Raw genomic sequence first — 10,427 nt, 5'->3', positions numbered from 1 at the left:
TCCGCATCCCCGGGGCCGTTTCTTTTCGCCCCGCTCGCCGGAACCGGACGAGCCGGGTCAGAGAAGGTCTTCCAGGCGGATGGGAAGGTGCCGGGCGCGGTGGCCGGTGGCGTGGTGGACGGCGTTGGCGACGGCGGCCGAGACGCCGACCATGGAGACCTCGCCCAGGCCCTTGACGCCCAACGGGTTGATCAGGGGGTCCGGGAGGTCGACGAACTCGACCTCAAGGCCCGGAACGTCGGCGTTGACGGGGACGGTGTACTCCGCGAGGTCGGCGTTGAGGAAGCCGCCGTGGCGGGGTTCGGCCTCGCTGTGCTCGCGCAGGGCCGCGCCGATTCCCCAGATCACGCCGCCGCGGACCTGGCTCTCGGCGGTGACGGGGCTGGCGACGCGGCCGCAGTCGACGACGCTCACCACCCGGCCGACGCGGACGCGGCGGGTGGTCGGCTCGACGCGGACCTCGACGAAGTGCGCGGCGAAGCTGAACGCGGTGAAGCCGGGGTAGACCGGGCCCGCCGGGGCCAGGGCTCCGGCACGGACGCGGTCCAGGGCCTCGGCCGGCTGGCCGGGGGCCAGATGGGTGGCCTCGACCTCCAGCGAGGCGCGGGGGAGACCGGTATGCCCGCTCCCGGGGAGGCCGAGCCGTCGCCGCAGTTCGACGAGAGCGGCGTGGACGCCGGGCAGCACCGTGGCGGTGCCCCATGATCCGGCGGTGAGCGGCTGGGGGACCCCGTCGGTGTCGCCGATCTCGACGGAGACCGAGTCCTCGTGGACTCCCAGATCCCGTACGACGGTCTCCACGATCGCCGTACGGATGCCCTGACCCATCTCGTGTCCTCCGGCGTACACGGTCAGGCGTCCGTCCTCGTCGAGGCGGATCCGCGTGATGGCGGGCGTCGAGGAGGCCTTGTAGGCGGCGGACGCGACGCCCCAGCCGAGGAGCGAGCCGTCGGGGGCCCTCATGGAGCCGGGGGAGGGGTCGCGGGACGCCCAGCCGAAACGGTCCGCGCCGCGCCGCAGGCATTCGGCGAGGTGCCGGGAGGAGAACGGAAGCCCGCTGACCGGATCGGTGCCGGTGTCGTTGGCCAGACGGAAGGCGACGGGATCCCGCCCCATGGAGCAGGCCAGCTCGTCCACGGCGCACTCGAAGGCGAAGACGGCCGGATGCTCGTACGGCGCGCGCATGTAGCCGGGAGTCTGGACGTCCGTGGAGACGAGTCGCTGGTGCCCCCGGAAGTCCGTCACGCCGTACAGGCGTGAACTGGCGTCGGTGTAACTGGCGGGGAAGGCGTCGTGCCGCGACGTCTGCTGGTCGATCTCGTGGATGGCCGCGACGAGGCGGCCGTCCTGACCGGCGCCCAGACGGATCCGGTGGCGGGACGCCGGACGGAAGCTGGAGTTGTGGAACATCTGCGCGCGCGTCGCGACGAGCTTCACCGGGCGTTCCAGGCGGCGTGAGGCCACGGCCGCCAGGCCCGTGTAGACCTGCAGGGAGTTCCGGTTGCCGAAGCCGCCGCCGATGTAGGGCGAGACGACCCGGACCCGCTCGGGCTCCAGGCCGAACTGGGCGGCCAGCCCGTTGCGCACCGCCGCGGCGTTCTGGGTGCCTTCGTGGACGGTGAGGACGCCGCCTTCCCACGAGGCCACGGTCGACATCAGCTCCATCGGGGCCGGATGCTGCGTCGGCAGGTCGAAAGTGGCGTCGATCCGCGCGGGGGCGTCTGCGTAAGCCCGGTCGGCGTCGCCCACTTCGAGGTTCTTGTAGTAGGACAGGACGTCCGTCTGCTCCCGGACCTCGGCCCCGCCGTCGTCCAGGTGGACGCTCACCGGCTCGGCGGAGTACTCCGCCCGCACCAGCGAGGCGGCCTCGGCCGCGGCGTGCGGGGTCTCGGCGACGACCAGGGCGATCGGCTGGCCCCGGTAGGCGATCCGGTCGTCCAGCAGCGGCTGGAGGCTCTGCGCCGCGGTCCCGCCCGCCATGAGGAACACCGGGGCGTTCAGCTCGCCTTCCGCCAGCCTGGTCAGCACGAGCAGGACGCCCGGGACGGCCTCGGCCGCGGCGGTGTCCAGGGACAGCACTTCGCCCCGCCCGATCGTCGCGGTCGCCAGCGCCGCGTGTGCGAGGCCGGGCGGCACCCGGTCCGCCCCGAACCGGACGGCCCCGGTGACCTTGCCGAGGGCGTCGACCCGCGCGAGGGGCCTCGCCGCCCGTCCTTCAGGGGCCGGAGGGCGGCTCATCGCGACTCTTCCTTCCGTGCGGCGAGGAACAGCGCGTCCACGACGGTCCGCACCCCGAGTTCGATCTTGTATCGGTTGGCCCGTCCGGGCACCGCCCCGGAGAAGACCGCCTCCCCGGCGGCCCGCGCGGACTCGGCGGTCAGCGGCCTTCCGACCAGCAGGGCCTCGGCCTCCCGGGACCGCCACGGCCGGGTCGCGACCCCGCCCACGGCCAGCCGGGCCTCGGTCACGACCGGCCCGTCGAAGGCGAGCGCGGCGGCGGCCGAGGCCAGGGCGAACGCGTACGACTCCCGATCCCGGACCTTGTGATAGGTCGAGGAGCGTCCCGCCGCCGTGGCGGGGACCCGGATCCGGACGATCAGCTCGCCCGGCGCGAGGGTGTGCTCCGCCTGAGGGGTATCGCCCGGTTCGCGGTGGAGTTCAGACAGGGGGACGGTCCGCTCGCCGTCCGGCCCCGCCACGTCGATCAGCGCGTCGAAGGCCAGCAGCGCGACCGCCCAGTCCCCGGGATAGACGGCGACGCAGGCGTCGGAGCCGCCGAGCACCGCGTGCCCCCGGTCCAGCCCGCCGAGGGCGGAGCAGCCGCTGCCCGGCTCGCGCTTGTTGCAGGGGAACCCCGAACCCCGGAAATAGGCGCACCGGGTGCGCTGGAGCAGGTTCCCCCCGACCGTGGCCATCGTCCTGAGCTGCTGTGAAGCGGCCTTGGCCAGGGACTCGGCGAGTGCCGGATAGTCGCGCAGCAGGACGGGGTCCTCGGCGACGTCGCACATCCGCGCGCCCGCCCCGATGATCAGTTCGTCCGGTCCGTCCGTGTCGACGCGGGCCAGTTCGGCGATCCGCGACACGTCCACGACGGCCGCCGGAGCCTCGACGTCCAGCTTCATCAGGTCGTAGAGGGTCGTCCCCCCGGCCAGGAAACGCGTCCCGGGCGCCGCGGCGGCGCTGACGGCCTCGGCGACGGTGGCGGCGGTGGAGTAGGCGAACGGCCGCATGGTCAGGCCTCCTCGGGGCGTACGCCCCCGCGGGCGACCTCGCGGACGGCCGCGACGATGCCCGGGTAGGCCCCGCACCGGCACAGGTTGCCGCTCATGTACTCGCGGATCTGGTCGTCGTCGCCGGCGTGCCCCTCGGCGACGCACGCGATCGCCGCCATGATCTGCCCGGGCGTGCAGTAGCCGCACTGGAGCGCGTCATGGTCGACGAACGCCCGCTGCATCGGATGCAGCCCGCCGCCGTCCCCCGAGACCCCTTCGATCGTCGTCACCTCGCGCCCGTCGGCCTGCACGGCCATGGTGAGGCAGGCCAGCACCCGCCGCCCGTCGAGGTGCACCGTGCAGGCCCCGCACTGCCCGTGGTCGCACCCCTTCTTGGTGCCCGTCAGCTCCAGTCGCTCCCGCAGCACGTCCAGCAGCGACTCCCGGGCGTCGAGCTCCAGCTCCGTCCCCACCCCGTTCACGACGATCTTCGCCCGCACGCCCCGCCTCCCGAGCCTCACCCGACCGCAACACCCTCACGCTACAGGTTTCGGTCATCCGAAAATCAACCACCCGCCCGACGACAGCCCAGAGGCGGCTTCCCCGGTTCAAAGGCGGAACACCCTGCCGCGGGCCGACGAACGGCACGCCGAAGGACCCACCAAGGGCGCATCGAAGAAGAAGCACCCGACGGGCGAGCGAGAAAGAGCGTGCGGCAGGACCACAAGAGGAGCGGGAGACCCGAGGAAAGAAAGCCGCAGAGCCAAGGAAGGCGCATCATTTCTGGAAGATCTTCGAACTCCACGCCGGTTCTGCCCACGAACGCGGATCTCACATGGATCCCGAGACTTCACATCCGCGGGGAGGTCACGTCATCGCGTCGAACGAAAGCCGCGCCGCACCCGTTCAGATCACCGGCACTCGGCACCCGCCCCGATACCGACGAGGCAACGCACTGAAAGGCCGGGGGCGTGGGGGCGGAGCCCCCACATCGGGGGGCCCGGGGGGTCGTCCCCCCGAAAAACATAGCGGCCCCGCGGGAAATCGAACGAAGTTCGATGACCAGGCAGGGCCGGCTCGTGGACGATACTGGGATTGAACCAGTGACCTCTTCCGTGTCAGGGAAGCGCTCTCCCGCTGAGCTAATCGTCCGGGATACCGCGAGGTGGAGACGGGATTTGAACCCGTGTACACGGCTTTGCAGGCCGTTGCCTCGCCTCTCGGCCACTCCACCGTGGTTCGGTCTCGCGACCGCTCCGAGCGGAAGACGGGATTCGAACCCGCGACCCTCACCTTGGCAAGGTGATGCTCTACCACTGAGCCACTTCCGCGTGCGCTTTCCGGGGGCTTCCCTCCGTTGGCGACGAGGAAAACCATAGCCAAACTCGGGCCCGGGTGCCAAACCGAAAAGCGGGGAGGGCGGGATGCGCGCGGGCGGAAAGGGCGGGAGACTGGCCGTATGGAGGCGTTCGCCCATGTGAACGGGCTGCTGGCGACCGGGCTGGCCGAGGTGTCGGACGATCTTTCGGTGCTCGGCACGCGCGGCTGGTGGGCGGTGGTGGTCACCTATGAGGGCGAGGTGACCTGCGCGAGGTTCGAGCACGTGCGCCCGGCGCCGCATCCAGCCGGGGACTGGGCGCCGCCGGGGGAGTGGAGCACGTCCCTGGACCGGGACGGATACGAGCGGGGCGTGGCGGAGATCCGGGCGGCGATCGCCGAAGGGACCGTCTACCAGGCGAATCTGTGCCGGGTGCTGTCCGCGCCGGTCCGCGGGGAGATCGCGGGGCTGGGCCTGCGGCTGGCCTCGGGCAATCCCGCCCCCCACGCGATGACGCTCGACCTGCCGGGCCTGAAGGTGGCCTGCGCCAGCCCGGAGCTGTACCTGTCCAGGGACGGCGGGCTGGTGGAGTCCCGGCCGATCAAGGGCACGGGGCGGACCGAGGCGGATCTGCTGCCCAAGGACGAGGCGGAGAACGTCATGATCGTCGATCTGGTCCGCAACGACCTGGGCCGGGTGGCCCGTCCAGGGACGGTCGAGGTGCCCGCGCTGTGCGCGGTGGAGCACCATCCCGGCCTGGTGCACCTGGTCTCGACGGTCCGGGCGCGCACGTCCGCGGGCTGGCCGGAGCTGATCGCCGCGACGTTCCCGCCGGGTTCGGTGACGGGCGCGCCCAAGTCGACGGCGCTGGAGCTGATCGGGCGGCTGGAGCCGGTGCCGCGCGGCCCGTACTGCGGGGCGGTCGGCTGGGTGGACGCCGACCGGGGCACCGCGGCGCTGGCCGTCGGGATCCGCACGTTCTGGATCGAGGACGGGCTGCTGCGGTTCGGCACGGGCGCGGGCATCACCTGGGACTCCGAACCCGCGCGAGAATGGGCGGAGACGGAATTGAAGGCGAAGAACCTCCTGGAGGTGGCGGGTGCAGGTCTGGATCAACGGTGAACTCGGCAGGGACACGGTCAGCGTCTTCGACCACGGGCTCACCGTGGGCGACGGCGTGTTCGACACGGTCAAGCTGGTCAGGGGCGAGCCGTTCGCGCTGACCCGCCATCTGAAGCGCCTGGCGTTCTCGGCGCGCGGCCTGGGCCTGCCCGAGCCGGACGAGGAGTTCGTCCGCGCGGGCGTCGCGGAGGTCCTGGCCGCCGCGGAGCCGTGGGAACTGGGCCGGCTGCGGATCAGCTACACCGGCGGTCCCGGCCCGCTGGGCTCCGACCGGGGCCCCGACGGCACCACGACGATCGTCATCGCGGGGGAGCAGAAGCCCTTTCCCGAGACCGCCGCGGTCCAGGTGGTGCCCTGGCCCCGCAACGAGCGCGGCCCGCTCACGGGCCTGAAGACCACGTCCTACGCCGACAACGTGATGGCCCTGGCGTACGCCAAGGAGCGCGGCGCGCACGAGGCGATCTTCGGCAACCTCGCCGGGAACCTGTGCGAGGGCACCGGCTCGAACGTCTTCCTGGTCCTGGACGGCCGGCTGGTCACCCCGACGCTGGACGGCGGGTGCCTGGCGGGGGTCACCCGGGCGCTGGTCCTGGAGTGGATCGGCGCCGAGGAGGCGGACGTCCCGCTGGAGGCCCTCCGGGACGCCGAGGAGGCCTTCCTGACCTCCACCACCAGGGACGTCCAGCCGATCTCCCTGGTCGACGGGAAGGAACTCCCCGTGGGCCCGCTCACCCGCAAGGCGCAGGAGATTTTCGCGCTCCGCTCCGCGGAAAGGGCCGATCCTTAATCCGAGGTGTGGTCCTTGTTACGTTAAAGACCTTATTTCGCGGAGGCCCGGGGTTCAGACTGGGCGGTGTGTACGACTTCGATCTCCTTGTGCTCGGGTCCGGACCAGGCGGCCAGAAAGCGGCGATCGCCGCGGCGAAACTCGGCAGGCGGGCGGCGGTCGTGGAGAAGCGCGACATGCTCGGCGGCGTCTGCATCAACACCGGGACCATCCCCTCCAAGACCCTGCGGGAGGCGGTGCTCTACCTCACCGGGCTCAACCAGCGGGAGCTCTACGGCCAGAACTACCGGGTCAAGGACGAGATCACCGTCGGCGATCTGGGGATGCGCACCCGGCACGTGATCGGCCGCGAGATCCAGGTGATCCGCAGCCAGCTCACCCGCAACCGGGTGACGCTCATGCAGGGCACCGGCCGCTTCCTGGACGGGCACACGATCGGCGTCCTCGACGAGACCGGCGAGGAGAAGAAGGTCACCGCGGCGAAGGTCGTCATCGCGACGGGGACGACCCCGGCCCGTCCCGACAGCGTGGAGTTCGACGACCGGACGGTCGTCGACTCGGACGCGATCCTGCACCTGGACCGCGTCCCCGACACCATGGTCGTGGTCGGCGCGGGGGTCATCGGCATCGAGTACGCCTCGATGTTCGCGGCCCTGGGCACCAAGGTCACCGTGGTCGAGCGGCGCGAGCGCATGCTGGAGTTCTGCGACCTGGAGATCGTCGAGGCCCTCAAGTACCACCTGCGCGACCTCGCGGTGACGTTCCGCTTCGGCGAGAGCGTCGCGGCGGTGGAACGGCGCGGGGCGGGGGCCCTGACCGTCCTGGAGAGCGGCAAGCGCGTCCCCGCCGACTGCGTCATGTACTCGGCCGGGCGGCAGGGCAAGACCGCCGAGCTGTGCCTGGAGACCGCCGGGCTGACGGCCGACTCCCGGGGCCGGATCAAGGTGGACGACCACTACCGCACCGAGGTCCCGCACATCTACGCGGTCGGCGACGTGATCGGCTTCCCCGCGCTGGCGGCGACGTCCATGGAGCAGGGGAGGCTCGCCGCCCAGCACGCCTGCGGCGAGCCGGTGGCGGACATGCACGACCTCCAGCCGATCGGGATCTACACCGTTCCGGAGATCAGTTTCGTGGGCCGCACCGAGGACGAGCTGACCCGGGACCGGGTGCCGTTCGAGGTGGGCGTCTCCCGCTACCGGGAGCTGGCCCGCGGGCAGATCATCGGCGACTCGTACGGGATGCTCAAACTCCTGGTCTCCTCGGAGGACCGGAGGCTGCTGGGCGTGCACGTGTTCGGGACGGGCGCCACCGAGCTGGTCCACATAGGCCAGACCGTGATGGGCTGCGGTGGAACGGTCGACTACCTGGTCAACGCGGTCTTCAATTATCCGACGCTGGCGGAGTCCTACAAGGTGGCGGCGCTGGACGCGATGAACAAGATGCGGGCGATCGCGAGGCTCACCGGAGAGGGCTGAGAAGTCTCAGGAGGACCAGAGCAGGTGCTCGAGCTCGGTGTCCATGTCGACGAACTCCGTCTCCCGGCCGGCCGCCACGATGTCGTAGGTCTTGTGCAGGAAATCGGCCATCGGGATCAGCGGGACGTCGAACAACGCGTCCCCGAAGGGCGAGGACAGGGCCAGCTGGAGCGTCCGGTCGTCGTCCGGCCCGGCCGGCCAGACCCTGACGTCCCCGAACCCGGCCTGCCGTTCGATGCCGACCGTCAGCAGCTCCCTGGCGAAGATCCATTCGACGGGATCCTCGTTGCCCACGTGGAAGGCCATCCTGATGGCGTACGGATCGTCGGCGGCGTACTCGAGCGTCGCGGACAACGGCACCGTCGAGCGGTCGGGCACGACGAGACGAAGGCCAAGCTCGGCGGAGATGGTGGTGCTGCTGTTCATCGCCATTCCTTCAGCGTCGGGCCCGTGAAGAGCACTCGATGAGGACTCGCCTCTCCCAACGGGTGTCCCCCTGATCTATGACGCGTAACTGCCGGAAGTCGTCAGAACATTCCCTGCGCCCGTTTGCGTGAGCCCCCGCCCCCGGGCGGCCGACACGCCGGTGACCAGGACAAACAGGCACAAAAGGCAATCACGATCTTTGTCTCCGGGGTAAGGTTTGACCTTACGGCTCTGGCGGGACAGCGGTTCGGGCCCGTCCTTTCCCTTAGAGTAAAGACGTGTCGGTCGAACAGGAAAAAGAACTCCATGTAGGCGGTCGCTACCACCGCTTCCGTGAGGTCATGCGCCAGAACCCCCTGCTCTACACGACCTGGCGGGTGGGCGTCTTCACCGTCGGCTCGGTCGTGCTGCTGGCCGGCGTCGTCATGATGGTGATGCCGGGCCCCGGCATGCTCGCCATCGTCGTCGGCCTCGCGATCCTCGCCACCGAGTTCGTCTGGGCCCAGCGAGCCCTCGGCAAGGCCAAGGCCGCCGCCGAGAAGGCCAAGGAGAAGGCCCTCGATCCCCGCACCCGCCGCCGCAACACCATCCTGGCCGTCCTGGCCGGCCTCCTCTGCGCCGCCGCGGTGATCGCCTACCTCTACATCGTCGGCACCGAACTCCCCTGGAACGTCGACTGGAGCCACCCCAACACCCGCTGACGCCTCCGCGCAATCGATGTGCGAACCACCCCCGTTTCGCGCTAACCTAGTCGAGCACGCAGCGCGGGAAACCGCGAAGCGACGGGCGATTAGCTCAGTGGGAGAGCGCTTCGTTCACACCGAAGAGGTCACTGGTTCGAACCCAGTATCGCCCACCCAGGTCAGAGGCCGGATCCGATCAAGGATCCGGCCTTTTGCGTTGGGGTGAGTGACTAACTGGGTGACTAAGGCTCTCCGGTGCCCCCCTGCGGGGCCGTGGGGAAGATCCGATCCATGGCCGTCGCGCCCTCCTGGATCACCGGCCGGATCTGCTGCCGGTAGACCTTCTCCGTGACGGCGGAGCCGCCAGCGTGGCCGACCAGACGGGCGATGTTCTCCAGCGGTACCCCGTCGGCCGACAGCAGCGAGACAAAGCTGTGACGCATCTCTCGGGGCGTCCATTCTTTCCCGACCAGACCGGCCCTGGTGACCACCCGGCGGAACTCCCGCCGGACGTTCCCGGCGTCGAGCTTGGTTCCAGTCCTGGTGGCGAACACGAGATCGTTGTCCTGCCAGTCGTCTCCTGCGGCCTTCCGCGCGACGTCCTGGCGCTTCTTCAGCGTCTCCAGGGCGACGATGCACCGTTGGGGGAGTTGGAGGGTGCGGCGCGACTTCGACGTCTTGGTATCGCCTCCAGCCCGGACGGAGTGCCAGACCATGATGCAGGGCGGAATCTCAGGCATCCCGTTCTCGGCGGGTCGGCCCCTGAGATCCACTAGGGACCAGGTGAGTTCTCTCAATTCCTCGGTACGGGCCCCGGTGAGCAGTGACAGGACCACATAGGCCCGTAGCCACGGTGCAGCGCTCTCAGCGGCATTCAGGACGGCTTCGGCCTGCACCAAGTTCATCGCCTTGGAGGGCCGTCCGGGCCGCCCCTTCGGCAGCTCGCAGAGCATGACCACGTTCCGCTTGACCTTGTCCCGTGCTTGAGCACGGGTGATCGTCCTCTTGAGGATGGACCGCAACTCCTGCAGAGTCCGGGTGCTCACCTCTTCGGCCTTCTGGGCAAGCCACCGGTCGACGTCATCAGCGCTCAGATTCCGGAGCTTCCGCGCTCCCAGGGCCGGGATGACGTGCTTCTCGGCAAGAATCCGCTTGGTCTCGATCGTGCTCTCGTCACGTCCACTGAGCCCGAATTGGAGCCAGTCTTGCACCGCTTCAGCGACCGTGTATCGGTGCGGGGCGATGGCGTGCCCGTCTTCGAGGTCCCGAAGGTTCTCCTTCAGCTTGGCTTTCGCCTCGGTTTTCGTCTTCCCGCTGGCCTTGCGCACGATCCGGCGGCCGGCCGGGGTGTAGCCGACGGTGATGGTGGCTATCCAGCGCTGGCGGGCTTCGTCCCAGTGA

At 70.2% G+C, this 10,427-nt stretch carries 9 protein-coding genes and 4 tRNA genes; 5 read left to right on the top strand and 8 right to left on the bottom strand.

The window, feature by feature from the left end:
• Positions 1-57 precede the first annotated feature (57 nt).
• The 6 genes from ABD327_RS15205 to ABD327_RS15180 all read right to left on the bottom strand — a co-directional run bounded on the left by ABD327_RS15205 (position 58) and on the right by ABD327_RS15180 (position 4,543).
• Positions 58-2,238 carry a xanthine dehydrogenase family protein molybdopterin-binding subunit gene (locus ABD327_RS15205; RefSeq protein WP_344451017.1) on the bottom strand — a complete coding sequence of 727 codons (2,181 nt, stop codon included), beginning with the start codon at positions 2,236-2,238 and terminating at the stop codon, positions 58-60.
• The gene (locus ABD327_RS15200; RefSeq protein ID WP_344451016.1) at positions 2,235-3,230 is read right to left on the bottom strand and encodes an FAD binding domain-containing protein; all 996 of its coding nucleotides are present in this window, start codon (positions 3,228-3,230) and stop codon (positions 2,235-2,237) included. The genes ABD327_RS15205 and ABD327_RS15200 overlap by 4 nt, the downstream gene beginning before the upstream one ends.
• A gap of 2 nt (positions 3,231-3,232) precedes the next feature.
• The gene (locus ABD327_RS15195; protein ID WP_344451015.1) at positions 3,233-3,712 is read right to left on the bottom strand and encodes a (2Fe-2S)-binding protein; all 480 of its coding nucleotides are present in this window, start codon (positions 3,710-3,712) and stop codon (positions 3,233-3,235) included.
• A 580-nt stretch (positions 3,713-4,292) separates the two neighbouring features.
• Positions 4,293-4,364, bottom strand: a tRNA-Val gene (locus ABD327_RS15190).
• Between the two features lie 11 nt (positions 4,365-4,375).
• Positions 4,376-4,446: transfer RNA gene (locus ABD327_RS15185), tRNA-Cys, on the bottom strand.
• 25 nt (positions 4,447-4,471) lie between these two features.
• Positions 4,472-4,543, bottom strand: a tRNA-Gly gene (locus ABD327_RS15180).
• A 128-nt stretch (positions 4,544-4,671) separates the two neighbouring features.
• Between ABD327_RS15180 and ABD327_RS15175 the strand changes: the two genes are divergently transcribed.
• The 3 genes from ABD327_RS15175 (at position 4,672) to sthA (ending at position 7,917) form a co-directional block, all read left to right on the top strand.
• Positions 4,672-5,652, top strand: coding sequence for a chorismate-binding protein (locus tag ABD327_RS15175; protein WP_344451014.1), 981 nt, complete (start codon positions 4,672-4,674; stop codon positions 5,650-5,652).
• Positions 5,630-6,439 carry an aminotransferase class IV gene (locus ABD327_RS15170; protein WP_344451013.1) on the top strand — a complete coding sequence of 270 codons (810 nt, stop codon included), beginning with the start codon at positions 5,630-5,632 and terminating at the stop codon, positions 6,437-6,439. Before ABD327_RS15175 ends, ABD327_RS15170 begins: the two co-directional genes overlap by 23 nt.
• Before the next feature lie 68 nt (positions 6,440-6,507).
• Positions 6,508-7,917, top strand: coding sequence for a Si-specific NAD(P)(+) transhydrogenase (gene sthA, locus ABD327_RS15165; protein WP_344451012.1), 1,410 nt, complete (start codon positions 6,508-6,510; stop codon positions 7,915-7,917).
• A 6-nt stretch (positions 7,918-7,923) separates the two neighbouring features.
• Here sthA and ABD327_RS15160 read toward each other — a convergent pair whose 3' ends face one another.
• A complete protein-coding gene (locus ABD327_RS15160; protein ID WP_344451011.1) occupies positions 7,924-8,343 on the bottom strand; it encodes an SsgA family sporulation/cell division regulator in 420 nt (139 codons plus the stop codon).
• A gap of 278 nt (positions 8,344-8,621) precedes the next feature.
• On the opposite strand from ABD327_RS15160, the gene ABD327_RS15155 reads away from it, so the two are divergent.
• Together ABD327_RS15155 and ABD327_RS15150 are read left to right on the top strand one after the other, a co-directional pair.
• Positions 8,622-9,044: a TIGR02611 family protein gene (locus ABD327_RS15155; protein ID WP_344451010.1), complete on the top strand. Its 423-nt coding sequence runs from the start codon at positions 8,622-8,624 to the stop codon at positions 9,042-9,044.
• An 83-nt stretch (positions 9,045-9,127) separates the two neighbouring features.
• A tRNA-Val gene (locus tag ABD327_RS15150) sits at positions 9,128-9,199 on the top strand.
• Between the two features lie 69 nt (positions 9,200-9,268).
• Here ABD327_RS15150 and ABD327_RS15145 read toward each other — a convergent pair.
• Entirely contained in the window at positions 9,269-10,354 is a 1,086-nt protein-coding gene (locus ABD327_RS15145) for a site-specific integrase (RefSeq protein WP_344451009.1), read from the bottom strand.
• Positions 10,355-10,427 lie beyond the last annotated feature (73 nt).

Origin of the sequence: Actinocorallia aurantiaca (genome assembly GCF_039533685.1) — a bacterium.
GTDB lineage: Bacteria > Actinomycetota > Actinomycetes > Streptosporangiales > Streptosporangiaceae > Actinocorallia > Actinocorallia aurantiaca.
The sequence above is the reverse complement of the archived record's forward strand: the minus strand, read 5'-3'. Positions and strand labels throughout refer to the sequence as shown.

Bases quoted from the DNA above. Each gene is read 5' to 3' on its own strand.
- ABD327_RS15160 (WP_344451011.1), bottom strand. From the start codon at position 8,343: ATGAACAGCAGCACCACCATCTCCGCCGAGCTTGGCCTTCGTCTCGTC.
- ABD327_RS15175 (WP_344451014.1), top strand. From the start codon at position 4,672: ATGGAGGCGTTCGCCCATGTGAACGGGCTGCTGGCGACCGGGCTGGCC.
- ABD327_RS15200 (WP_344451016.1), bottom strand. From the start codon at position 3,230: ATGCGGCCGTTCGCCTACTCCACCGCCGCCACCGTCGCCGAGGCCGTC.
- ABD327_RS15205 (WP_344451017.1), bottom strand. From the start codon at position 2,238: ATGAGCCGCCCTCCGGCCCCTGAAGGACGGGCGGCGAGGCCCCTCGCG.